At 36.7% G+C, this 23,709-nt stretch carries 23 protein-coding genes; 17 read left to right on the top strand and 6 right to left on the bottom strand.

Features of this window, described 5'->3' with window-relative positions; genetic code table 11:
- The first annotated feature begins 138 nt into the window (after window positions 1-138).
- On the top strand, window positions 139-720 hold the full coding sequence (locus LKL37_RS19295) for a TIGR00730 family Rossman fold protein (RefSeq protein WP_431612067.1): 582 nt from the start codon (window positions 139-141) through the stop codon (window positions 718-720).
- A gap of 78 nt (window positions 721-798) precedes the next feature.
- On the opposite strand, the gene LKL37_RS19290 is transcribed toward LKL37_RS19295, so the two are convergent.
- Complete coding sequence (locus tag LKL37_RS19290; protein ID WP_034697026.1) at window positions 799-1,128, bottom strand: 2Fe-2S iron-sulfur cluster-binding protein; 330 nt, start codon at window positions 1,126-1,128, stop codon at window positions 799-801.
- A 12-nt stretch (window positions 1,129-1,140) separates the two neighbouring features.
- Window positions 1,141-2,196, bottom strand: a complete 1,056-nt coding sequence (locus tag LKL37_RS19285; RefSeq protein ID WP_034697025.1) for an NAD(P)/FAD-dependent oxidoreductase — start codon at window positions 2,194-2,196, stop codon at window positions 1,141-1,143.
- A 153-nt stretch (window positions 2,197-2,349) separates the two neighbouring features.
- Here LKL37_RS19285 and LKL37_RS19280 point away from each other — a divergent pair, with 153 nt between their 5' ends.
- The gene (locus tag LKL37_RS19280; protein ID WP_431612066.1) at window positions 2,350-3,120 is read left to right on the top strand and encodes a DUF3108 domain-containing protein; all 771 of its coding nucleotides are present in this window, start codon (window positions 2,350-2,352) and stop codon (window positions 3,118-3,120) included.
- A gap of 274 nt (window positions 3,121-3,394) precedes the next feature.
- Here LKL37_RS19280 and pheS read toward each other — a convergent pair whose 3' ends face one another.
- Both pheS and LKL37_RS19270 read right to left on the bottom strand, forming a co-directional pair.
- Window positions 3,395-4,405 carry a phenylalanine--tRNA ligase subunit alpha gene (gene pheS, locus LKL37_RS19275; protein WP_431612065.1) on the bottom strand — a complete coding sequence of 337 codons (1,011 nt, stop codon included), beginning with the start codon at window positions 4,403-4,405 and terminating at the stop codon, window positions 3,395-3,397.
- Between the two features lie 126 nt (window positions 4,406-4,531).
- On the bottom strand, window positions 4,532-5,191 hold the full coding sequence (locus tag LKL37_RS19270; RefSeq protein WP_431612064.1) for a YceI family protein: 660 nt from the start codon (window positions 5,189-5,191) through the stop codon (window positions 4,532-4,534).
- 75 nt (window positions 5,192-5,266) lie between these two features.
- Between LKL37_RS19270 and LKL37_RS19265 the strand changes: the two genes are divergently transcribed.
- The gene (locus LKL37_RS19265) at window positions 5,267-6,202 is read left to right on the top strand and encodes an ABC transporter ATP-binding protein (protein ID WP_431612063.1); all 936 of its coding nucleotides are present in this window, start codon (window positions 5,267-5,269) and stop codon (window positions 6,200-6,202) included.
- 289 nt (window positions 6,203-6,491) lie between these two features.
- Here LKL37_RS19265 and LKL37_RS19260 read toward each other — a convergent pair whose 3' ends face one another.
- A complete protein-coding gene (locus tag LKL37_RS19260; RefSeq protein WP_047373671.1) occupies window positions 6,492-6,836 on the bottom strand; it encodes a zinc ribbon domain-containing protein YjdM in 345 nt (114 codons plus the stop codon).
- A 459-nt stretch (window positions 6,837-7,295) separates the two neighbouring features.
- Here LKL37_RS19260 and LKL37_RS19255 point away from each other — a divergent pair, with 459 nt between their 5' ends.
- The 14 genes from LKL37_RS19255 to LKL37_RS19190 all read left to right on the top strand — a co-directional run bounded on the left by LKL37_RS19255 (window position 7,296) and on the right by LKL37_RS19190 (window position 21,229).
- The gene (locus LKL37_RS19255; RefSeq protein WP_431612062.1) at window positions 7,296-8,501 is read left to right on the top strand and encodes an RsmB/NOP family class I SAM-dependent RNA methyltransferase; all 1,206 of its coding nucleotides are present in this window, start codon (window positions 7,296-7,298) and stop codon (window positions 8,499-8,501) included.
- Between the two features lie 189 nt (window positions 8,502-8,690).
- Window positions 8,691-10,358 carry a GLPGLI family protein gene (locus LKL37_RS19250; RefSeq protein WP_431612061.1) on the top strand — a complete coding sequence of 556 codons (1,668 nt, stop codon included), beginning with the start codon at window positions 8,691-8,693 and terminating at the stop codon, window positions 10,356-10,358.
- 321 nt (window positions 10,359-10,679) lie between these two features.
- A complete protein-coding gene (gene asnB / locus LKL37_RS19245) occupies window positions 10,680-12,347 on the top strand; it encodes an asparagine synthase B (protein ID WP_431612060.1) in 1,668 nt (555 codons plus the stop codon).
- A gap of 299 nt (window positions 12,348-12,646) precedes the next feature.
- Window positions 12,647-13,489, top strand: a complete 843-nt coding sequence (locus tag LKL37_RS19240) for a hypothetical protein (protein ID WP_431612059.1) — start codon at window positions 12,647-12,649, stop codon at window positions 13,487-13,489.
- A 141-nt stretch (window positions 13,490-13,630) separates the two neighbouring features.
- On the top strand, window positions 13,631-15,034 hold the full coding sequence (locus LKL37_RS19235) for an MFS transporter (protein WP_431612058.1): 1,404 nt from the start codon (window positions 13,631-13,633) through the stop codon (window positions 15,032-15,034).
- A gap of 124 nt (window positions 15,035-15,158) precedes the next feature.
- On the top strand, window positions 15,159-16,034 hold the full coding sequence (locus tag LKL37_RS19230) for a pirin family protein (RefSeq protein WP_431612057.1): 876 nt from the start codon (window positions 15,159-15,161) through the stop codon (window positions 16,032-16,034).
- A gap of 145 nt (window positions 16,035-16,179) precedes the next feature.
- On the top strand, window positions 16,180-16,491 hold the full coding sequence (locus tag LKL37_RS19225) for a GNAT family N-acetyltransferase (protein WP_431612056.1): 312 nt from the start codon (window positions 16,180-16,182) through the stop codon (window positions 16,489-16,491).
- 58 nt (window positions 16,492-16,549) lie between these two features.
- Window positions 16,550-17,449, top strand: a complete 900-nt coding sequence (locus LKL37_RS19220; protein ID WP_431612055.1) for a pirin family protein — start codon at window positions 16,550-16,552, stop codon at window positions 17,447-17,449.
- A 21-nt stretch (window positions 17,450-17,470) separates the two neighbouring features.
- Window positions 17,471-18,001 carry an NADPH-dependent FMN reductase gene (locus LKL37_RS19215; protein WP_431612054.1) on the top strand — a complete coding sequence of 177 codons (531 nt, stop codon included), beginning with the start codon at window positions 17,471-17,473 and terminating at the stop codon, window positions 17,999-18,001.
- On the top strand, window positions 18,002-18,580 hold the full coding sequence (locus LKL37_RS19210; RefSeq protein ID WP_431612053.1) for a TMEM175 family protein: 579 nt from the start codon (window positions 18,002-18,004) through the stop codon (window positions 18,578-18,580).
- A gap of 1 nt (window position 18,581) precedes the next feature.
- The gene (locus LKL37_RS19205; protein WP_431612052.1) at window positions 18,582-18,800 is read left to right on the top strand and encodes a (4Fe-4S)-binding protein; all 219 of its coding nucleotides are present in this window, start codon (window positions 18,582-18,584) and stop codon (window positions 18,798-18,800) included.
- Window positions 18,800-19,195 (top strand): OsmC family protein, encoded by a 396-nt coding sequence (locus LKL37_RS19200; protein WP_431612051.1) that lies wholly within the window; start codon window positions 18,800-18,802, stop codon window positions 19,193-19,195. Before LKL37_RS19205 ends, LKL37_RS19200 begins: the two co-directional genes overlap by 1 nt.
- A 1-nt stretch (window position 19,196) precedes the next feature.
- Complete coding sequence (locus tag LKL37_RS19195) at window positions 19,197-19,484, top strand: GNAT family N-acetyltransferase (protein WP_171006298.1); 288 nt, start codon at window positions 19,197-19,199, stop codon at window positions 19,482-19,484.
- 185 nt (window positions 19,485-19,669) lie between these two features.
- Window positions 19,670-21,229, top strand: a complete 1,560-nt coding sequence (locus tag LKL37_RS19190; protein WP_431612050.1) for a sodium:solute symporter — start codon at window positions 19,670-19,672, stop codon at window positions 21,227-21,229.
- 70 nt (window positions 21,230-21,299) lie between these two features.
- Here the strand turns inward: LKL37_RS19190 and LKL37_RS19185 are convergent, their stop codons facing one another.
- Complete coding sequence (locus LKL37_RS19185) at window positions 21,300-23,537, bottom strand: reprolysin-like metallopeptidase (RefSeq protein ID WP_431612049.1); 2,238 nt, start codon at window positions 23,535-23,537, stop codon at window positions 21,300-21,302.
- Between the last annotated feature and the right edge of the window lie 172 nt (window positions 23,538-23,709).

The raw sequence follows: 23,709 nt of genomic DNA, 5'->3' as shown, positions 1-23,709 counted from the left end.
TTGAAATCAAAATGCCTCGACAGGCTCAGTATGACATCGCTAATACTAATGATTTTTTTTAGAGATAAATTTTCAATAGTGTCATGCTGAGCTTGTCGAAACATCTAAACAATAGAATAAAAAAACAAATCTTATACAATGAAAAGTATAACCGTATTCTGCGGCTCAAGTTTCGGCACAGATAAAATTTACGAAGAACAGGCATTTTTGCTGGGGCAAATCCTAGCAAAACAAAATATACAATTGGTTTATGGCGGTTCGGAAACCGGGTTAATGGGAACAGTAGCTAATGGTGCTTTAAGTGAAAAAGGTAAGGCAATCGGAGTCCTGCCCCAGTTTTTACAGACCAAAGAAATTGCCCACAAAAATCTGACAGATCTCATCATTGTGGAAACGATGCATGAAAGAAAGACCAAAATGAATGAACTCTGCGATGGAGTGATTGTTTTACCAGGCGGTTACGGAACACTGGAAGAACTTTTCGAGATGATCACATGGGCACAGCTCGGGCTTCACAAAAAACCAATCGGAATTTTAAACATTGACGGATTTTATGATGATCTGATCAAACTGGTTCAGACCATGGTGGACAAAGGATTTTTAAAACAAATAAACAGAGACATGCTGCTGATTAGTGATACTATTGAAGATCTGTTGGAAAAGATGAGAAATTACCAGGCTCCTACAGTTGGAAAGTGGATTTCTAAGGAGGAGATTTAAACTGTAAAGCTTTTATAAAAAGAAAAAACCCGTCCGGAAAATCCGGACGGGTTTCTTATTAAGATTAAAAAATATTTTCTAAGGATAAGGAGCAATTTCCACTTCGAGCCCTTCCATGGCATCAGCAATATGCAACTGACATCCCAATCTGCTGTTGTCTTTCACATGGAAAGCTTCAGCCAGCATGGCATCTTCTTCATCTCCCATCGGTTCCAAACCGGGATCATTAATTACATATACCTGGCATGAAGCACACATCGCCATTCCTCCGCATACACCAATAGTACCTTCTTCTGCCAATTCATAGGAACGGATAATTTCCATTAAGTTCATGGACATATCCGTAGGAGCTACGACATCGTGGGTTACACCTTCTCTGTCGGTGATTTTAATATTAACGTCTGACATAATTCTGCAAAATTAGTCAATTTTTTTCACAACTGCCTTCTCTGCTTCTTTACGGCTTCCGTCAAATCCGTCTACTCCACTTACGGTTGTATATTTTAACACGAATTTTTTACCTGGATTTAATCTGTTATAAACACTCTGACACATTAAAGTCGCTTCGTGGAAACCACAAAGGATCAACTTCAGTTTTCCAGGATATGTATTGATATCCCCGATAGCATAAATACCATCAATGTTAGTCTGATAATCAAGAGCATTGTTTACAACAATAGCATTTTTCTCGATATTCAGTCCCCAGTTTCCGATCTCACCCAATTTTGGTGTCAATCCGAATAAAGGAATGAAATAATCAGTTTCAATATCGTAAGCTTCCTGCCCTTCCACTTCTACAGTGATGGCTTCTACTTTTCCGTCACCTTTAATACCGGTAACTTCTGCAGGCGTAATTAATTTAATTTTCCCCTGGTTTTTCAGATCCTGAACTTTCTCTACAGAATCCAAAGCTCCCCTGAATTCATTTCTTCTGTGGATCAAAGTCACTTCACTTGCAACGTTTGAAAGAAAAACACTCCAGTCCAAAGCAGAATCTCCTCCTCCGGCAATCACTACTTTTTTATTTCTGAAATGCTCAGGTTCTTTCACAAAATATTCAAGACCTTTCTCCTCATAATCAGCAAGATTGTCGAAAGTAGGTTTTCTAGGTTCAAATGTTCCCAGTCCACCTGCAATTGCAATTGCTTTACATCTGTGAACAGTTCCTTTGTTCGTGATCACTTCAAACCACTCATCATCTACTTTTGTATAGGAAACAGCTGTTTCTCCCAAAGTAAATCCAGGCTGAAACTGTTTGATCTGTTCCATCAAATTATCCACCAATTCTCCAGCATTCACTGAAGGATAACCAGGGATATCGAAAATAGGTTTTTTAGGATAAAGTTCCGCTAACTGCCCTCCCGGTTGTGGAAGCGCATCAATAATATGGCACTTCATTTTTAATAAACCAGCTTCAAAAACTGCAAAAAGTCCTGTAGGTCCCGCACCTATGATCAATATATCAGTGGTTATCATAATCTTTAAGATAATTTAATTATACATGTAACTGCAAATTTACTAATTTTAATGCGAAGCATATTTAATTGATTCTAAATAAAAACCTGAGATTTGTCAAATATCTATTAATTAAGTTTTTAAATTTGGCAGTGTTTTTGTAAATGTCTTGTTATGAAGAAAATTTTAGTCCTTTTTGCAGTATTTATATTCTTTTTAGGCTCAGCCCAGATTGATAACATCGCGGACGGCGAATCCATCACTCTTAGAATCCACTATGGCTTCCTGAATGCAGGAACAGCCAACCTTACTACAAAACAGACCAATTATAAAGGAGTTCCCCACCTGTATGTAAAAGGTACAGGGCAGACTACAGGTGCCGTAAAAGCATTCTTCAAAGTGGAAGATTTATATGAAAGTTTCATCAATACACAGACCGGATTACCAAGTTTCTATGTACGAAATGTACGTGAGGGGAGCTACCGCCAGCATTTTGAAACGGTTTTTAATCACGATAACAATACTTTAATATTAACAGATAAAAAAACTCCAGCCAATGGTTCTAAGGTTTTAAAATCGGTAAAAGGAGTTCAGGATATGCTTTCCTGTTTTTATTATTTAAGAAGTAAAAGCCCGGATGAATTGAAAGTAGGAACCGTCATCAATATGAATGTATGGATTGACGATGAAATGTTTCCTTTCCAGCTGAAAGTAACTGGTACAGAAAATTTAAAGACAAAATTCGGAACCATCAACTGTTTAAAGATTATTCCATCTGTAAAGAGCGGAAGAGTATTCAAAGAAAAAGAAGGCGTAACCATGTGGGTTTCCAATGATGCCAACCATGTTCCTATGCTATTGAAAGCAGAACTTGCGGTAGGCTCACTGAAAGCAAGTATTGATGATTACAAAAACGTAAAATACCCTTTAAAATTCAGCAAATAACAATCATAAGTTTTTAAAGATACAACCTGTAAGTTTTTACAGGTTTTTTTTATGTTCAATGTAATAGAATGTTAATATTGATTGTCTTAATTATAGAGGCAGACAGAGAGCTGCAGCATGTCAATACTTCATTTCGACAGCGGTTGATCCAAAGTATAGGCATAAGAAACAGACACGTGTAAATTTTTCAATAAGATCAGTTTTTAATTACGTTTTGTTTCTTAGGTCAGTAATTAAAAACAAAAAACCTCCGGAGCTCCGGAGGTTTGATTTTTTATAGTGTTTTGAACTGTTCCAGTGTTCTGATATCATTTTCGAAGAACATTCTGATGTCACTCATCTGGTAAAGAAGCATGGTAATTCTTTCAATACCCATCCCGAATGCATATCCTGAATATTTCTCAGAATCAATATTCACATTTTTCAGTACGGCAGGGTCTACCATTCCGCAACCCATGATTTCCAGCCATCCTGTTCCTTTCGTAATTCTATAATCTGTTTCAGAGTTTAATCCCCAATACACATCAATCTCAGCACTTGGCTCTGTGAACGGGAAGAAAGAAGGTCTCATTCTGATTTTAGATTTTCCGAAAAGTTCAGTCGTAAAAAACTGGATCGTCTGCTTCAAATCTGCAAAGCTTACATTCTCGTCAATATATAATCCTTCAATCTGATGGAAGATACAGTGAGAACGTGAAGAAATTGCTTCATTTCTGAAAACTCTTCCCGGAGATAGAATTCTGATTGGCGGCTGGTTTTCTTCCATATAACGGGTTTGTACGGAAGAAGTATGCGTTCTTAAAAGAATATCAGGATTCTGTTCAATAAAGAATGTATCCTGCATATCTCTTGCCGGATGATATTCCGGAAGGTTAAGTGCCGTAAAGTTATGCCAGTCATCCTCAATCTCCGGTCCGTCTGCTACCGCAAAACCAATAGATTTGAAGATTTCAATAATTCTGTTTTTTACAAGATTGATCGGATGTCTTGATCCCAATTCCAATGGAAAAGCAGGTCTTGTAAGATCTTCTTTTTCTATCACAACAGAAGACTCTGAAGCATTTTTCAAATCCTCCAGTTTTACAGCAACTGCCTGTTTCAAGGTGTTGATCTTCTGTCCGAAATCTTTCTTTTGGTCGTTAGGAACTTCTTTTAATGTTTCGTAAAAATCATTAAGAACACCTTTTTTACCGTTGTACTTGATTCGGAAGCTTTCGATATCTTCCTTAGAGGTAGCATTGAAGCCGTTTACTTCGACCAGTAGTTCTTCTATCTTTTCTATCATTATTTTACCCTTTCAAAATGTTTTGCAAAAATACGATTTTAAGTTGAATAATAAGTCCGTCATAAAAAAATCTGCCTCTTTTTCGGGAGGCAGACTTCAATCACTTATTTCACTTAAATAAAAAAATTATTTCTTTTCTAAAGCTTTAACGCTGATCTGAAGAGTCACCTCGTCTTTAATCACACCGTTTTCAGCAGGAGCCTGGAACTTCACTCCAAACTCTTCTCTCTTGATATCTTTCGGTTCAGTAGCTACACTCACCTCTCCATTTTTCACAGAAACATTAGCTTTAAACTGAACGGGTTTTGTAATTCCCTTAATGGTTAAATTACCATCCAAAAGAGTATTGTAATCACCTTCTGTAGCCGGAGTAACCTTTGTAATCTCATAAGAAGCTGTCGGGAATTTTTCAACTTCGAAGAAATCACCGCTCTTCAGGTGGCCATTTAATTTTCCTAAATCTTCAGGACTGTCTTTCAAGTCCACAGAAGTTAAAGAATTCATATCAGCAACGAATTTTCCGCTTTCCAGTTTTCCGTCTTTCACCGTCACATCTCCACTTTCAAACTTGATTGTTCCAAAATGGCTCGTATTTTCAGATTTAAATACTTTATATCCCTTCCATTCAACCTTACTGTTTAGCGTATCCAAAGTGAACTGACTACCTTCTCTGGTAGTCGCCACCTCATTACTCTCACTGGTAAGCGGTTTGTCTTTTTTACAAGAAACCATTACAGCAGCAACGAATAAAGCAGGAATAGCTAATGAAAACAGTTTTTTTCTCATTTTTGATTTATTTTTATTAGTTCCGCTAATATAATAAAAAAAATTATGTTTTCATAAAAACCTTACATTTGTAATATGCTATTAGAAATAAACAATTTATTTTTCTCTCACAACAAAGAAAATCCCCTGTTTCAGAACCTTAACCTAAGGTTTGAAGAAAACAGAATCATAGCTCTTGCCGGGGAAAGCGGATGCGGAAAATCCACTCTTCTCAACCTTATTTATGGTCTTTTGGATTGGGAAAGCGGAGAGATTATTTTTAACGGAACAAAGCTTTTGGGACCGAAAGGAAATCTTGTTCCCGGAGAACCGGAAATGAAATCCGTAGCACAGAATTTTGATCTTATGCCTTACGCTACGGTTGCCGAAAACGTAGGAAAATTTATTTCTAATATCAATTTAAAACAAAAAAAAGAAACCGTAACAGAACTTCTTGAAGTGGTGGGGCTTCAGGAATTTGCGAATGTACTTCCGAAATATTTAAGTGGCGGGCAGCAGCAGAGAGTGGCTATTGCGAGAGCATTATCTGTACTTCCAAAACTCCTGATTTTAGACGAACCGTTCAGTAATCTGGATTTTCCGAGAAAAATTGAGCTTAGAGAAAGACTTTTCAGATATGTAAAACAGCATGGGGTTTCTTTAATTATCTCTACTCACGAACTTCAGGATATCATGCCATGGCTGGATCAGATTGTTATTCTGCAAAATGGAAGACTGATTCAAAATGACAGTCCGGAAGAAACCTACAGAAATCCTTACAACTCTTATGTTGCGAAATTATTCGGAGAAGTGAATATTTTCAGCGAAACCGAAGCAGAAGAGTTTCAGCTTCCGAAATTTTCTTTCTACCCTAAAGAAATCAAAATCACAGAAACCGGTTTCGAAGCTGAAGTTCTGGAAAGTAGATTTGCAGGAAATTATTATTGGAATAAACTAAGAGCAAAGGAGAAAGAACTTGTTATCTATACAGATGAGAGAATGTCCGGATCTGTAAATATTTCATTTATCTAAAGACTGCGAAAGTAAGTCATTATTACAAATTGGATTTTTCCTTTTTTCCATTCATTACATAACTTATACATTTCCTTACACTTATCTATAAAAAAAATACAAATGTAAGAATCCGTTATTCAAACTTTTTCTTACATTTGTACCACAAAAGCTTAAGGAAATTTTTGGTTATTTCTCTTTCTGCCTTCCAGACGGACATTAGCAATCTTGCAATTAAGTCTTATGAAAGATTACACTGTCCAATCTTTTCCTTTTCTTATTTTTAGGACATAAGAAAAACAATGTTTTCTTATGCTTTCTTTACAAACTCTGACTTAAGCGCCATTGCCCCGAAACCGTCAATTTTACAGTCAATATTGTGATCACTTCCAGGTCTCAGACGAATATTCTTTACTTTTGTTCCAGCTTTTACCGGTTTGGGAGCTCCTTTTACAGGAAGGTCTTTTACAACAACTACCGAATCTCCATCCTGAAGCTCGTTTCCGTTTGAATCCAATATTTTTCCTTCATTTGCTGCTTCAGAAGCTGCTTCTGCAGGATCCCATTCGTAGAAACACTGGGAACATACCATCATATTATCGCTCGGATATGTAAACTCGGAGCTGCATTTTGGACAAAGTACTGTATCACTCATATTCTTATTTTTTACAAAGGTAGAGCTTTTTGGAGGTTGAAGTCAAGAGATAAAGTTCAGTATAGTAGATAATAAGCATACATTAATTTTACACAATATTGTGAATTAATACAAATTAAATAAACTTGCTGCAAAGAAAATAAAGTATAGTAATGAACAGTGTATCTTTTGTTAGTAAATATTTTTCATTAAGCAAAAACACAGGTTTATTCGTTTTAAAGTGAAAGACTATTGTCAACAAATAAAAAAATATAAATATTCGGAAAATCTTTACAAATTCAGCATTAAAATTTATTTCTACCATTTAAAAAATCAATAAACAGATTGACCCTGTATCAATAATATAAGCTCACATTACTCCCTTACTCTAAACTCCTCCAATTCCCAAACTCTCCAACTCAATCTTCAACTCTCAATTAAAAGTCGTATTTTTGCAGATTCAAACAGCGAAGCAAACTTATGGAACTTATTCACAGAAACTTGGCAATCGGAATTCACGATGCCTTACAGGAGACATTTTTTGAGAAAAACAAATATGCAGATAAAGTTATTGAAAGACTTTTGAAAGCAAACAGAAAATGGGGAAGCCAGGACAGAGCTGTTGTTTCTGAAATTTTTTACAATATTATCCGTTGGAAAAAACGCCTTGAATACTATATGGGTGAAGGGGTAAAGCCCAACAATATCTACAAACTGATTATTGCCTATTTACTTTGGAGTAAAACCAATTATAAAAAATTTGAAGAATTTGACGGAATCAAAATTGCTGACATTCTTACTAAACTTAAAAAGAATACTGTTCCTACAAAAGCAATAGAACACTCTATTCCTGAATGGCTGGCTGAAACTCTTGAAAAAGAAATAGGTGCCAACTGGGAAAGAGAAATGACAGCTTTGAATGAGCAGGCTCCTACAGTTTTAAGAGCTAATTCTTTAAGAACAACAACCAAAGAACTTATTTCTGATCTTTCTGATGAGGGTGTTGTTTCTTTTCCTATCAAAAATTATCCTGATGCTGTTCAGCTGGAAGAAAAGAAGAATGTTTTCCTTACTACAGCTTTCAAAGAAGGATTATTTGAAGTTCAGGATGCGTCTTCTCAGAAAATCGGGTATTTCCTTGATGTAAAAGAAGGGCAAAGAGTTGTGGATGCATGTGCTGGAGCAGGAGGAAAAACACTTCACTTAGCGGCATTAATGAAAAACAAAGGCCAGATCGTAGCATTAGATATCTTCGAATGGAAACTTGCTGAATTGAAGCGTCGTGCAAAAAGAGCTGGAGCACACAATATTGAAACCCGTATGATCTCCGACAACAAAGTGATCAAGCGTCTTCATGAAAAAGCAGACAGACTGTTGATTGATGCGCCATGTTCAGGTCTTGGAGTTTTGAAGAGAAACCCGGACAGTAAGTGGAAAATTGATCAGGACTTTATTGACAGAATTAAAAAAGAACAGCAACAAATCCTTCAGGACTACTCTAAAATGTTAAAAAAAGGAGGAAAAATGGTATATGCTACATGTTCTATTCTTCCATCTGAAAATAATCTGCAGGTAGATGAATTCATCAGAAACAATCCTGGATTCAAAATGATTAAAGATGAAAAAGTAATGCCTAGCGAAGGTTATGACGGATTCTATATGGCTTTGATTGAGAGAGTTTCTTAATCTAAACCCAATTAACAATACAAAAAACTACTCTATCTTTTGGAGTAGTTTTTTTGTTTTTAAAACCTTTCCGAAAAAATGTAACAATTTTTGTAACATTTCAAATTTATTGTCTACTAACTATATAGATTAAAACCGTATTGATGCTGTAAAAAGTTTAGAATAACTTTGCAGCAAACTCATTTATTTATGCATACAAGAATTGTTTTCAATTTTCTGGCTGTTTTCTTATACTGTCTGTTTTCTGCACAGACATATGAAATTCAGTACACCAGCTCTTATAACGGAAAAGCTATAACAGATCAGCCCTCCACGATTGTTTGGGTGAATGAGAAAGAAAATTTCATTCTCAACAGTACAATCAAAGAACAAAAAAGCAGCTACCCTTATGAGATTACTAAGGTTGAAAAACCATCCAATACTATTGTTTCTTATGCTTTCTTAAAGCCGGGATCAATTATTTCAGCATCAGACGCCGAGTCCATTGGAAAACAAGACTTTGAGCTTACCAACGAAACAAAAAAAATCTTAGGATATAACTGTAAAAAGGCTGTTACAAAGGTCAATTCAAACACCATTGAAGTCTGGTATACGAATGATCTGAAGTTGAAGGGCGGACCTTCTGTTCTGGGACAGAATTTAGGACTGGTTCTCGAAGTGGAAAGAAATAAAAACTCTTTAATTACAGCCGGATCAATCAAAAAAATTAAGAATACCGGAATTGAAAATATTGTAAAAGGAAACATACAAACAACAGATCAGCTGGGATACAAAGATTTACTTTGGAAAAGCAGATTTACCACTTTGAATGTTTTTGAAAATGAAACCATCAATTTCTCTGATGCCTCAAAATCCGACGACCAAATTAAAAGATATGCCAACGGAACTATCATTCTTAAAAAAGTAAAATTCCCTGCGATTACAGAAGGTGAAAATATTTTTGCAGAACTGAAACAACAGTCGAATGGTGATGCCTATGACAGAACAGGAACTGTATTTTTTATTCCGCAGGATAAAGAAAAGTCTTTTTTTGATGGATTGGAGAAAGGCGCAAAAACACTTCCTGTCTACGAAAATGGGAATGGAAAACAATATTACGGAGTAACAACTACCGACAGCTATAGCCCTGCTATGGAAATGATGAGATTCTTTACGGCTTTTGGTATTCAGAAATTCAACCATATTCAGCTTAAAGGAAAAAACTGGCAGACGATCAGTCCCTACAGACAGGATATCACAGAATTGAAACCTGCTTTATCAGGAAAAGAACTTTGGGTAGGTGCATTTATTGGTAACTATGATAAAGGCGGACATAAAGTGAGCCTTGATATTACCATCCATAAAAGCGATCAGAATATTTATAAAAACAATATAGCCATTCCTTTGTTTAATACTTTAAATATTATGGAAATGGCAGGACAGGACTATTCTACTATGTTTAATCAGGACAAAGGTCTTCTTGTCAATTTCACTTTAAGCAAAGATGTGGAAAATGCACAGCTGAGATATACCACAACAGGACATGGCGGCTGGGAAAACGGAGACGAATTCGTTCCAAAAGCTAATTCTATTTTGGTTGACGGAAATCCCGTATTTTCATTTGTCCCGTGGAGAACAGACTGCGGTTCATACCGTTTATACAACCCAGCTTCAGGAAATTTCCCGGACGGGCTTTCATCATCAGACCTCAGCAGATCAAACTGGTGTCCGGGAACAGTTACCAATCCTAATTTCATTCCTCTTGGAGATCTGAAAGCCGGGAAACATATCATACAGATAAAAATTCCGCAGGGACCTACAGAAGGAACAAGCTTCAGCTCATGGAATGTTTCGGGAACATTACTGGGAGTCCAATAAAAACAAAACCTTCTTGCATGAGAATTGCAAGAAGGTAAAAACACAAATGATGAAAAAAAATTATTTCGAGCCACAAAGTAAGGGGTAAAATTTATATAATTAATTACCATAGATTAATAAATATGTCATTTTTATTTCGTATAGAAGTTTTTCTATTTTCAGCTCAACGAAAAAAATTAATCAAACACCTGCTAATCTCAATAAATAGTTAAAATTTTTAACTTTAAAATATTAATTGATTAAAATTTTTCGCATTTAAATATTTTTTATTGTCATTTATAAACATCACCCATACATTTGTTCCATAAATAATAAGAAATCATGTGTGGAATTGTATGTTTATTTGACGCCAAACAAAAAACTGAAGTATTAAGACCTCAGGTATTGGAAATGTCAAAAAAAATCCGTCATAGAGGACCGGATTGGAGTGGAGTTTTTCAGGACGAGAAAGTAATTTTTTCTCATGAAAGACTAGCCATTGTAGATCCTACCTCTGGAAAACAACCTTTATTTACAAAAGACGGAAAAGTAGTATTAGCTGTAAACGGTGAAATCTATAACCATAGAGAACTCAAAGAAGAATTTCCGGATTATGAATTTCAGACTCAATCTGACTGTGAAGTGATTCTTGCACTTTATAGAAAATACGGAAAAGATTTTGTTGAAAAACTGAACGGGATTTTCGCGTTCGCATTATATGATACTGAAAACGATATTTATCTTATCGCTCGTGACCATATGGGAATCTGCCCGCTTTATCAGGGCTGGGATAAAAACGGAAACTACTATGTTGCTTCAGAATTAAAAGCTCTTGAAGGCATCTGTAAAAAAATAGATACCTTCTTGCCAGGACATTTGATGTACAGCCCGGACGGAGCTGAACTTCAACAATGGTATACAAGAGACTGGGACAGCTTTGATCATGTAAAAGAAAATACAACCGACATTTCAAAACTCAGAAAAGGTCTTGAAGACGCTGTTCACAGACAGCTGATGAGTGATGTTCCTTATGGAGTACTTCTTTCCGGAGGTTTGGATTCATCTGTTATTTCAGCAATTACTGCAAAATTTGCCCGCCAGAGAGTTGAAAGTGGTGATACACAGGAAGCATGGTATCCAAGGCTTCACAGCTTTGCAGTAGGATTGGTTGGTTCTCCCGATCTGGCCGCCGCTCAAAAAGCTGCAGAACACATCGGATCTGTTCACCATGAAGTTAATTTTACCGTTCAGGAAGGACTGGATGCAATACGTGATGTCATTTATCACCTTGAAACTTATGATGTAACGACTATCAGAGCATCTACCCCAATGTATCTTTTAGCAAGAGTCATCAAATCTATGGGGATTAAAATGGTTCTTTCAGGAGAAGGTTCTGATGAATTGTTCGGAGGATATTTATATTTCCACAAAGCTCCTGACGCAAAAGAATTCCATGATGAAACCGTAAGAAAACTGGGTAAACTTCACTTGTATGACTGCTTAAGAGCCAACAAAGCCCTGATGAGCTGGGGTATTGAAGGCAGAGTACCTTTCCTTGACAAAGAATTTATGGATATCGCGATGACTATTAATCCTCAAGATAAAATGATCAATACTGCTGAAGGAAAAATTGAAAAATGGGTATTGAGAAAAGCTTTTGAAGATATGCTTCCAGACTCTATTGTCTGGAGACAGAAAGAACAGTTTTCAGATGGTGTAGGATATTCATGGATCGATACGTTAAAAGAAGTTGCAGAAAAAGAAGTGACGGATGAAATGATGGCCAATGCAAGATTCAGGTTCCCGCTCAACACCCCTCAGAACAAAGAAGAATACCGTTACAGAACTATTTTTGAAGAACATTTCCCAAGTGAAACAGCCGCCGCTACCGTTCCATCAGTTCCGTCTGTAGCCTGCTCCACTCCTATTGCTTTAGAATGGGATGAAGCATTCAAAAAAATGAATGATCCAAGTGGAAGAGCAGTGAAGGTGCATGAAACTTCGTATTAGAGAGGAAAACTGATGAATAGTCAATCGTCAATCCGCTGCGCTTATGAATTTGTTGCGTGATTCGGGGTTTCGAGATTATGAGTTTAATATTCACATACGAAGCAAAAATTCACTATTGACCATTCACTTGTAAAGCAAAATTCGTTATTGACATGTATATTTTTCTCATTCAAACATCTAACTCCCTCAGTTATAATTTATCAATCCTGTAGCAATACAGGATTTTTTCTTGAATTAACGATAATAATATAGCATAATTTAACTGACAATCCAAAATAATATCTAATAAATAATTATATTTGGAAAACGAAAATATCAATTATAAAAAAATGAGAAGAAACCTTACTGTTTTATTTGTCTTATTATCCATAAGTTTTGCTTTTGGACAGGGAAAATACGGCAAATATCTGAATTCAAAAAAGCTTGCTTTAGCTTATAAGAGTGTGAAAGATGCAGATAAAGATGACTACTATCAACAATTCTATTGGCTTGTAAAAGCAGAGCAGCTGAAAACGTATCCTCACCTTAAGGACATAAAACCTGTCGTTTTATATGAGTTTGTAAAATATGTAAATCCTCAGAATCCAACGAAAAAACTGGATGCAAGAGGTAAAGAACTGAGAGCAACTGCAGAATTATCTTTGAATCAATATTTTAAAAATAAGAATTTTGAAAACAATTCTGTTTTGATGTACAATCTTGAAACGTATGTAGATCCTTCTAAAGGACAATTCTACACAAAGGTGGATCCTGAAAAGATTAAAGAGCTGGTTCCGAAAGAACTGTTTGCTTTCAACTCATTCAACAGAAATATAGGAGAAGAGAAGACCTATTACCTTTGGGTAGATAAGAAAAAAGATGATCTGAACATTGTGGATATCATCCCTAGCGAAAAAGACGACAAAGCTTTCTACACAAGACTGAAGCAGTATCTCCCAAGCTACAAATTCTCGAAATATGTTCCTTCTGTAAAAAAAGGAAACAAATCTGACAAAACGGATATCGAATACTATTACATCATGCCGTTTGAACAGAATACCGATAACATCGAATACAAAACAAAGGATTTCAAAACTTTTACCTTAAGTCAGTACAGAAAAGCCGGTGACGAATGGAAAGGAGTAGAAAAACCTAGAAAATAAATCAAAAAGTCCTGTGAAATCTCGCAGGACTTTTTTAATTTTATATGGATTTCTTTATCTAAAGATTAACCTGCTTAAAGCAAGCAGGCTCTTCATATAAAAATAAGTCTGGAAGTCTTTGTACTATCCAGCCTACACCAAATGACAGAAGCAAACACACAACAAACCCCCATAAAGAAAATACTTCCCCTTATTCTGGCTACCGCTATTTTTATGCAAATGCTGGATTCCACCATTCTGAATACTTCATTGCCCTCTATTGCAAGAGATCTAAAAGAGTCTCCGCTTAACATGCAGAACGCCATTATCAGTTATGTTCTGACATTAGCAGTCTTCATGCCTGCAAGTGGATTTCTGGCAGACCGATTCGGAACAAAAAAGGTGTTCATTTTTTCATTGGTACTGTTCAGTTTAGGCTCGTTGTTTTGCTCCATGTCTCAAAATCTCACCCATTTGGTTATTTCAAGAGTGATCCAGGGAGTTGGAGGAAGTCTTATGACCCCTGTCGGAAAGCTGGCACTGATTAAAACATTTGACAAAAATGAACTGCTCAAAGCCATGAACTTTGCTATTATTCCAGCCCTTATCGGTCCTGTATTGGGTCCATTAGTGGGAGGTTATATGGTAGACTATCTTTCGTGGCACTGGATCTTTCTGATCAACATTCCTATTGGTATTTTGGGAATTCTTTTAGGATTAAAATTCATGCCCAATTACAAATCCGATAATGTTGATTTTGATTTAAAAGGATTTTTAATTTTCGCTGCAGCCTCTCTCCTGCTTTCCGTTTCTCTGGAACTTTTTGGAGATATGCAGAATATTACTCCGGTTCTTGTAGTGTTTATTCTTGGTTTCTTATTTCTTTATTATTACTACAAACATGCTAAAAAGGGAGGACATCCTATTTTTCCTTTAAACCTTTTTCAGGTAAGAACTTTCCGTGTTGGGATCGTAGGAAACCTTGCCACCAGATTAGGAATCAGCTCTGTTCCGTTATTGCTTCCGCTGATGATCCAGATTGCTTACAAACAGTCAGCTGTAACTTCGGGCTGGATCATTGCTCCAATGGCTTTAACGGCCATCTTCGGAAAATCATCTGTTATTAAAATTCTGGATAAATACGGCTATCGTCAGACTTTGATGGTGAATACATTCATTATTGGAACACTCATCTGTCTTCTTGCCATACCTGATATACACACTTCTTTATATTGGTTTGTTCCAATTATTGCAATATTAGGTTTTTTCAACTCTATACAGTTCACCTCGATGAACACTATTTCTATTGCTGACTTGAGAAATTTTCAGACCAGCAGCGGAAATTCTTTAATTTCCGTCAATCAGCAGCTGGCTATCGGTTTTGGAATTGCATTTGGACTGATTGTTTTAAAACTGTTTGAAAACACAGATCTTATTAATGGAGAAATTCACAACGCGTTCCGATACACTTTCCTCACGGTAGGAATTTTAACGATTTTGTCGGGATTTGTTTTCAGAAGACTGCATATCTCAGATGGAAAAAATATGAAATCAAAAGAAGATTAAGCACATCAAATCACAATTTCATCTTTTCTCCTTTTCTGTATTCAACACTTGCTACGAACTTAACACAGATCAATGCTTTTCGCATATAACAATGGTAATTTTGTTTATATAAATCAACAATGTGATGGCAACTAAAAAAATAGAAATCGTAGTATCTCCAAAACCTGCGCACTTTGTAGGCGACGGATTCAGGGTTCACAATTTCATTCCGGGAGTACCTGGATTGGATATGAAAAGAATGGATCCGTTCATTATGCTGGATTACAATTCGAAGTTTCATTTCAATGGATCAGACACACCAAGAGGTGTGGGAGTGCATCCGCACAGAGGTTTTGAAACCGTAACCATAGCGTATAACGGAAAAGTAGAACATCATGACAGCGCTGGCGGCGGAGGTGTTATTGGAGAAGGTGATGTTCAGTGGATGACTGCTGCCAAAGGGGTTCTCCACAAAGAATATCATGAAACAGAATGGGCAAAAGAAGGAGGTATTTTTCAGATGGTTCAGCTTTGGGTGAATCTTCCTGCAAAAGATAAAATGAGCTGCCCGAAATACCAGGCTATTGAAAACTCTAAAATGGAAAGAGTGGATCTAGGTGAAAATGGTTACGTAGAAGTGATTGCCGGAGAATATAATGATCACAAAGGACCTGCAAGCACTTTTACTCCGGTTCATATGATGAATGCAAAACTAAAAGCAGGAGGAAAAGCGGAATTTAATTTTCCTGCCCATTTCAATACTGCAGCTTTGGTCATTGAAGGAAATGTAATCATAAACGGAGAAGAAGCCGTTAAAGCAGATCACTTTGCCCTGTTTAAAAATGAAGGGGAAGCATTCACCATCGAAGCAAAAGAAGATGCTGTTGTTTTGATCATCAGCGGGGAACCTATTAACGAGCCTATTTATCCTCATGGACCTTTCGTAATGAATTCCAGAGAAGAAATTATGCAGGCTTTCGAAGATTTTAACACAGGAAAATTCGGATATCTGGAAGATTAAAAGAATTAAATTTATCTTAATCTTTGATTATTCCTTTTTTTATTAACTTTATATAATGGCAAACCTTCCAGGTTTTGACAATCTGGAAGGTTTGTCTTTTAATTCTGTTTATTGAAGAAAAACAGACACCTTAACGTAAAATAGTATGAAACCGGAATTTGAAAATATACCTCTCGTAAAAGCCGAAAAAAGATTTGAAATAGAATTCAACGGACATTATGCATTCATAGATTACCGTGAGACATCGCATCAGATCGCTTTGGTACACACTGAAGCAGATCCTGAACTGGCGGGAACAGGTGCAGCGGCTGCGGTAGTAGAGAAAACCCTGAATTATATTGAAGAAAGCGGAAAAAAACTTCTTCCATTCTGTCCTTATGTTTTCGCTTTTATTAAGAAACATCCCGAATGGAAACGCATCGTAGATGAGAAATTTGAAGGATATGACAAACTTTAAATCTTCATCAGAACTCATCAGTTTATTTAAATAACATTTTAAAAAGTATCACATTATCATGTCAAATATTGGACTTATCATAGAAGAAAAAGCAGCGGATATCGGAAATTTCCTGGTAGGAAGACTCCTTCCTTTCCGTGAGAAAAGAGCCGTTGGTCCTTTCGTTTTTATTGACCACATGGGGCCTTCAGAATTAAAAGATTATCAGAATCTTGATGTTCCTCCCCATCCGCATATCGGCTTATCTACGTTAACATATCTGTTGGAAGGTTCTATTTTCCACAGAGACAGCATTGGAAGCGCTATAGAAATAAAACCGGGCGCTGTGAACTGGATGACTGCCGGAAAAGGGGTTGTACATTCAGAAAGAACTCCTGAATATTTAAGACATACTGATAAAAGACTTCACGGATTTCAGATCTGGGTAGGTCTTCCAAAGCATCTTGAACAGTCTGAGCCTACTTTTCACCATATTGAAGCGGATGAAATTCCGGTTTGGGAAGAAGATGGCATTCAGTATAAATTAATTGCTGGTGAAGCATTTGGAAGATCATCTGCAGTTCCGGTACATAGCAAGTTATTTTTCATTGAGATCAAAACAAAAGAAGCTAAGAAAATAAGCATCGGGAAAGATCTTTATGGAGAAGCAGCCATGTATGTTCTGGATGGAACTGTTACCACAGAAGGAAATTCTTATGGCTCAAAACAGTTGATGATTGCTAAAGACACCAAGCTTTGCGAATTCGATATGAGCGAAAACGGAACAGTTTATCTTTTTGGAGGCGAGCCATTTGATGAAGAACGTTTTATATTCTGGAATTTCGTTAATTCTGATAAAGAATTGATTGATCAGGCAAAAGTAAACTGGAATGACCAGAATCACGAAGCATTTCCTTTGGTTCCGGGCGATGAAAACGAATATGTTCCGCTTCCTAAGGCTATTTTAAACAGAAAATAATTTCAGTTCAGATTATCAAACATGAAAATATTAGCATTTGCCGGAAGTACATCTTCTACTTCCATCAACAGAGAACTCGTAAAATTTGTACTGAAAGATTTTCAGGAAGAGGAAATCAATCTGATCGACCTCAACGATTTCACGATGCCCGTTTTCTCTGTAGACCTTGAAAAGAAAGGCTTTCCGGATGAAGCCCACCAGTTTTTGAAAGCTATTGAAGAATGTGATGTGATTATCTGCTCCCTTGCAGAACACAACCGTTCTTACAGTTCGGCTTTTAAGAATGTTTTTGATTGGTCTTCAAGGATCAATGTAAAAGTTTTCCAGAATAAACCAATGCTTCTGATGAGTACCTCTCCAGGAGGTTATGGCGGCGGAAATGTGATGAATACAGCCAAGACATTTTTCCCACAGTTTGCAGCAGATATCAAGGATACTTTTTCGTTATCGAAGTTTTACGAGAATTTTGATTTGGAAAGCGGAGTGATTAATCCTGATATGCTGAATGAGCTGAAAGGTAAAATACAGAACTTTAAAAATCAGGTACAGTAAATGAATAAAGGAAGACTGGAGGCGTTCAGTGATGGTGTCCTTGCTATTATCATCACCATCATGGTACTTGAACTGAAAGTACCGGAAGGAAATAGCTGGGCCAGCCTCAAACCTCTCCTTCCTAAATTTCTGGCCTATATTTTCAGTTTTATTTATGTAGGAATCTACTGGAACAATCATCATCATCTGTTTCAGACCGTAAAGAAAGTCAATGGAAGCATTCTTTGGGCCAATCTTCACCTTCTGTTCTGGCTTTCCCTAATGCCTGTTGCTACAGAATGGATCGGAACTACGAATTTCGCCGAAAACCCAGTTGCAGTATATGGTATCGGACTCATTATGTCCGCCATTGCTTACACGATTCTGGAGCATGTGATCATCCGGTGCGAGGGAGAAGATTCAAAGCTGAAAGAGGCCATTCATTCAAAATATAAGGAATATATCTCTATTGTATTTTATGTCCTGGGAATCGCTACTTCATTTTTTTATCCTTATATTGCCATAGGTTTTTATTATCTAGTGGCTCTTATATGGCTGATTCCCGACAGAAGAATCGAAAAAACATTAAAAGAAAATTGATATGGAAACACACGAATATCCTAACGGAAACATCACTGTCATCTGGCAGCCCCAGAAATGTATCCATTCTGCCATATGTGTAAAAACACTTCCAAAAGTCTACAATCCTAAAGACAGACCTTGGATAAAAGCAGAAAACGCAAGTCCTGAAGAACTTAAAAATCAGATAGATCTATGCCCGTCAGGTGCATTAAGTTATAAATTCAATACAGCAAAATAATGGCGGTAACAGTAAAAGCAAGTTTAGGAAAAACAAAATATTATACAGAAGTAACTGCCGGAGAAAATAAGATCATTACGGATGAACCGATTGATAAAGGCGGACAAAACAAAGGTCTTAATCCCATGGAAATTCTGGCTACATCACTGGCAAGCTGTACAGCAGCTACCTTAAGAATGTATATTGAAAGAAAGGAATGGGATGTGGAAAACATTCATGTAGAGGTAGAGCTTGAAAATTTTCCATTAACAAAAAGAGCAGTTTTCAAAAGAGACATCGGCTTTGAAGGAATTCTGGATGATGAGCAGCTCAAAAGACTGCACACCATTGCTGATGCATGCCCAGTTCATAAAATATTAACCAACGACATAGAAATACTAACTAAATTCTCATAACATGATCGAAGTAAAACAAAACAACGACGAGAAACACGGAAGTTTTGAAGCTTTCATAGATGGAAGACGCGCAGGAATGATGACCTATACCTGGGCCGGAGAAGAAAGATTTATTATAGACCACACCGAGGTGGAAGAAGCTTACAACGGAAAAGGTGTAGGCAAGGAAATGCTTCTGGCAGCAGTAGATTTTGCCAGAAAAAATGACAAGAAGATTATTCCCCTCTGTCCTTTTGCTAAGGCAAGTTTTCAGAAAAGTGAGGAACTTCAGGATGTTTTAGTGAATTAATCGTCCTATAACACCCTTACCATACAAGCCTTTCAGAGATCTCTCTGGAAGGTTTTTATTTTTGATATAAAATATTGATTAAAAGTAAATTAATAATTACAATTTGTTTTAAAACTAACAGGATTTTAAATTCATGATTCACGACTGATCTTTTTTATATATTTGCTAAAATTTAAAAATCAAGCATGAATCCAGGAACTATCCTTTTGCTATTTGTTTTCATCTATTTTATCGGCCTTTTGGTCATTTCTTATTTCACCAGCCGGAATTCCGATAACCAGTCATTTTTTATCGGTAACAAAAAGAGTAAATGGTGGCTCGTTGCATTCGGGATGATAGGAACCAGCTTAAGCGGGGTAACTTTTATTTCCGTTCCGGGAACGGTAGGAAAAATGACCGGCTCAGAATATATTTACGGAGGCTTCGAATATTATATGATGGTGATCGGATTCTTCATTGGATACTTTATTGTGGCAGCAATATTGCTCCCACTCTACTATAAGATGAATCTGACGTCTATTTATACCTATCTGGGAAAAAGATTCAATGTAGAAGCGCATAAAATCGGCTCAATATTCTTTATTATTTCAAGAGCTATTGGGGCTACTGCAAGATTATATCTGGTTGTTAACGTTTTACAGATATTCTTACTTGAAGGATTGGGAGTTCCGTTTTGGGTAACTTCTCTTGTCCTTTTATTAATGGTACTTCTGTACACTTTTGAAGGAGGTGTGAAAACCATCGTCATCACAGATACACTGCAGACATCTTTCATGATCATTAGTCTTGTAGCATGTATTGTTTATATTTTATCCAACCTGAATTTATCATTTGGGGAAGCCTATACCATTCTGGAGCAGAAAAACTATACGCATTTCATCAATTTTGATCCGAATTCCAAAACCTTTTTCCTGAAAACTATTTTGGGAGGAATTTTTATTACGATTGCCATGACAGGTCTGGATCAGGAAATGATGCAGAAAAACATCTCTGTGGATAATCTTCAGAATTCAAAGAAAAACATGCTGACTTTTGCAGGAACACTTCTTATTGTGAACCTTGCCTTCTTATTCCTGGGAGGGTTATTATACCTTTTTGCATTGCAGCACGGCGCAGAATATGGAACTCTAAACGCTGAAACGGTAACCAATATTTTCGGATTTAAAGATTCTGCGGGAAATATTAAAAATATTATGGGAGACGACCTTTTTCCTGCTTTATCACTTCAGGGATATTTCCCGATGGCTATTTCGGTTATTTTCATCATCGGACTGATTTCAGCATTATTCCCGTCCGCTGACGGTGCTTTAACAGCTGTCACAAGCTCATATTGTGTAGATTTATTAAACCTTAATGAAGATAAAACCAAAACTGAAAAAGAGAAAAAACGCCTTCGTATGAAAGTGCATTTGACTTTCACTGTGGTTTTCTTCATCCTGATCATGGTTTTCAAAGCATTGAACGACAAATCTATCGTTTATCTGATCATGGAAATTGCAGGATATACTTATGGGCCGCTCCTTGGACTGTTTGCTTTTGGAATCTTTACTAAGTTTCAGATTTCAAGAAAATATTCCATTCTTGCAGTTACCCTTTTAGCACCGGTATTGACTTATTTAATCAATCTGTCTGTTACTACTTATACAGACTATAAAATCGGGGTAGAACTGATTGTTCTGAACGGATTATTAACCTTTATTGGTCTGTGGCTGGTAAAAAACAAACAACATTTAAGAGTAGTTTAATCTTTACTAAATAAATAAAAAGGCTGTCTTCAATGGAGGACAGCCTTTTTATTGGAATCAATGGAATAGATTATTCTTTAATCCATTTGATTGCTTTCTCTAAGTTTTTAGATTTCACTTTGATCACATAGTCACCCTTAACCAAATGAGATAAGTCAAAAGTACCTGTTTTATCATGATTCAGTTTATTATTAGCCTGAGTGAATACTAATTTTCCACTTACATCATATACTGTCATATCGTATACATCATTTGAGTTGGCAAATTTAATATTCAGAATTCCTTTACTTGGATTAGGATATACTACGAATACATCTTTATTTGCTGCCGCTTCATTCACACCTAATGTTTGGGTAATGGTAAAGTTAATTGGATTAATGTTATAGAAGACGTTTGTCTCTGCAGCCACCATAATTCTGGCCTGTGTCGTATTGACGTTAGGAATGGTAACCGTTTCAGAACCATCATTCGGTGTGGATGCCAGAATTACTGTAGGATACGTAAGACCTCCATCTGTTGAAAGGTAAATATTTACAGTAGCAGCATTCACCGGAAATGCTGTGGTGTTAGCTACATTCCATGTGATGGTCTGAGTAGAGTTACCTGCCCAGCTTACTGCTGTAGTAGGTGCTGTTACAGTAAACGGTCCTGAGTTTCCATCTACAGTAATGATTGCATCATCATTTGAAACTCCTGCACAACCCGCGTTATTATCTCTTACAGTCAGTCTGAACTCCATCGTTCTGGCATAGGATGGTAAAATTTCTCCTCTGGTTACTGTATTATTGATCACATCGGTAATTTTCGGGAAATATCTGTAAGGAACTGTTACAGGCAGAAATGATCTGAATATAGCCGCATTTCCTGTAGGAATATTCCAGTCACTTGCCGGGCCTACATCATTCTGTTCCCAGCAGTACGTAAGTGGGTTGTTGTCTATATCTGAAGCTGATCCTTCCAGCCTAAATGGTGTGCTCTTAGGGATTGTATAATCACCTCCCGCATTTACAGTTGGTGCAAAATTGTTGGAAGGAATGGTTACCTGACATGTTGTTGACTGAACTTTCGTTGTAATAGACTGGTATGATTTGGTATGAAAAATAGCAATACTATTGGCAGCAAGGTTATTGACGCTGCCACAAATTCCGGCATAAGCCATAATCGTAATACCACTTCCGGGTTCTACAGCATTGGCTGCACTGCGGTTTCCTCCCCCACAGCTTCCTGTAGTTGCATTAAAGGAATGAGGACCTCCAAACTGATGTCCTACTTCATGGGCTACATAATCAATATCGTAAGGATCCCCCACAGGGTTAGGTGAACCTGTTATTCCTCTTCCTTTATTTGAATTATTACAGATTACACCTAATCCGGCTAATCCACCACCTCCGGTACTGAAGGTATGTCCGATGTCATAATTGGCATTTCCTATCAATAAGTCAATCTGAGTCTGGCTTTCATTAATCAGTGTATTGGCATTATTATTTCCAAGAAACGGATCTGAAGTAGCATTGGTAAATACTACATTTACTTCGTTATCCACTAATACTAATCTTGACGCTACTTCCTGCTCATACACTCCGTTTACTCTGTTTACAGAAGTTACAATGGCTGAAAGTGTCTGCGCAACAGTAGGAGTAGCTGTACCCGTTGCTGCTACTGCATATTCTCCTGTACACGCAACAGCAAGCCTGAAAACTCTAATTTGAGTTCCTACGCTTGGAGCTGTGGTTTTTTGAGCGTTTTTTTTTCCCAGTGGAGTGTCGTCCTCATCTTTTACTCCACAAGACCTAGGATTTTTATCAATTAAATCGCTTTTCTTGTAAATAATATAATTGTTGACATCCAGTTTTGCATAAGGATCAATATAAGTATCACCAGCTACCACAGATTTAATCTGAGCATGGAATCCCAGTTCTGTAAAATCCAATTTGATAGTGGCATATTTATCATCGATACCTTGTCCTGTAAAGGTAACGATCTGAGGAAACTGACTGGCTAATCCCGGAGCCATCACAGATGATTTCCAGATTCTGAATTTTGCTTTCGTACCATCTGGCATTGGCAAAACAATAATCGGAGCGTTATCTTTATGATCACTGTCTTTCAATTCCGGAACAGAATTAAAATAACTTTTCATTCCAGCCACGTCCAATGTATAGGTCATTGACTTTTCCGGCTGTACTGTCCTGTTTTTAGGATCTGCTTTGATAGACCTTTCACTGATTACCGTAAAAAAGTCCTGGGCTTTCCCTGAGGAAATGGATATCACAAATATCCCCAAATAAAATAATTGTTTAATTTTCATATATAATGGTATGTAATTTTTATTAATTCAAACAATAAGACCAAAAACCAAAGAATAATTAGTTAAAGGTTAATAATTCAAATAATCAGGAGTTATAAAATTAGTTAAAATAATCCAATTATCACATATGAAAATTCAAAAAAAAGCAAAGTTCTCTTGCAAAAAACAACGA

Source organism: Chryseobacterium sp. 'Rf worker isolate 10', from assembly GCF_050753305.1.
GTDB lineage: Bacteria > Bacteroidota > Bacteroidia > Flavobacteriales > Weeksellaceae > Chryseobacterium.
This window is presented reverse-complemented; position numbering and strand designations above follow the sequence as displayed.

Excerpts from the sequence above, each read along its gene's own strand:
- LKL37_RS19195 (WP_171006298.1), top strand. The coding sequence starts at position 19,197 with ATGATCGAAGTAAAACAAAACAACGACGAGAAACACGGAAGTTTTGAA.
- LKL37_RS19185 (WP_431612049.1), bottom strand. The coding sequence starts at position 23,537 with ATGAAAATTAAACAATTATTTTATTTGGGGATATTTGTGATATCCATT.
- LKL37_RS19285 (WP_034697025.1), bottom strand. The coding sequence starts at position 2,196 with ATGATAACCACTGATATATTGATCATAGGTGCGGGACCTACAGGACTT.
- LKL37_RS19280 (WP_431612066.1), top strand. The coding sequence starts at position 2,350 with ATGAAGAAAATTTTAGTCCTTTTTGCAGTATTTATATTCTTTTTAGGC.
- LKL37_RS19225 (WP_431612056.1), top strand. The coding sequence starts at position 16,180 with ATGAAACCGGAATTTGAAAATATACCTCTCGTAAAAGCCGAAAAAAGA.
- LKL37_RS19210 (WP_431612053.1), top strand. The coding sequence starts at position 18,002 with ATGAATAAAGGAAGACTGGAGGCGTTCAGTGATGGTGTCCTTGCTATT.
- LKL37_RS19205 (WP_431612052.1), top strand. The coding sequence starts at position 18,582 with ATGGAAACACACGAATATCCTAACGGAAACATCACTGTCATCTGGCAG.
- LKL37_RS19270 (WP_431612064.1), bottom strand. The coding sequence starts at position 5,191 with ATGAGAAAAAAACTGTTTTCATTAGCTATTCCTGCTTTATTCGTTGCT.
- LKL37_RS19235 (WP_431612058.1), top strand. The coding sequence starts at position 13,631 with ATGACAGAAGCAAACACACAACAAACCCCCATAAAGAAAATACTTCCC.
- LKL37_RS19290 (WP_034697026.1), bottom strand. The coding sequence starts at position 1,128 with ATGTCAGACGTTAATATTAAAATCACCGACAGAGAAGGTGTAACCCAC.
- LKL37_RS19220 (WP_431612055.1), top strand. The coding sequence starts at position 16,550 with ATGTCAAATATTGGACTTATCATAGAAGAAAAAGCAGCGGATATCGGA.
- LKL37_RS19295 (WP_431612067.1), top strand. The coding sequence starts at position 139 with ATGAAAAGTATAACCGTATTCTGCGGCTCAAGTTTCGGCACAGATAAA.
- asnB (WP_431612060.1), top strand. The coding sequence starts at position 10,680 with ATGTGTGGAATTGTATGTTTATTTGACGCCAAACAAAAAACTGAAGTA.
- LKL37_RS19250 (WP_431612061.1), top strand. The coding sequence starts at position 8,691 with ATGCATACAAGAATTGTTTTCAATTTTCTGGCTGTTTTCTTATACTGT.
- LKL37_RS19230 (WP_431612057.1), top strand. The coding sequence starts at position 15,159 with ATGGCAACTAAAAAAATAGAAATCGTAGTATCTCCAAAACCTGCGCAC.
- pheS (WP_431612065.1), bottom strand. The coding sequence starts at position 4,405 with ATGATAGAAAAGATAGAAGAACTACTGGTCGAAGTAAACGGCTTCAAT.
- LKL37_RS19190 (WP_431612050.1), top strand. The coding sequence starts at position 19,670 with ATGAATCCAGGAACTATCCTTTTGCTATTTGTTTTCATCTATTTTATC.
- LKL37_RS19255 (WP_431612062.1), top strand. The coding sequence starts at position 7,296 with ATGGAACTTATTCACAGAAACTTGGCAATCGGAATTCACGATGCCTTA.
- LKL37_RS19215 (WP_431612054.1), top strand. The coding sequence starts at position 17,471 with ATGAAAATATTAGCATTTGCCGGAAGTACATCTTCTACTTCCATCAAC.
- LKL37_RS19260 (WP_047373671.1), bottom strand. The coding sequence starts at position 6,836 with ATGAGTGATACAGTACTTTGTCCAAAATGCAGCTCCGAGTTTACATAT.
- LKL37_RS19265 (WP_431612063.1), top strand. The coding sequence starts at position 5,267 with ATGCTATTAGAAATAAACAATTTATTTTTCTCTCACAACAAAGAAAAT.
- LKL37_RS19200 (WP_431612051.1), top strand. The coding sequence starts at position 18,800 with ATGGCGGTAACAGTAAAAGCAAGTTTAGGAAAAACAAAATATTATACA.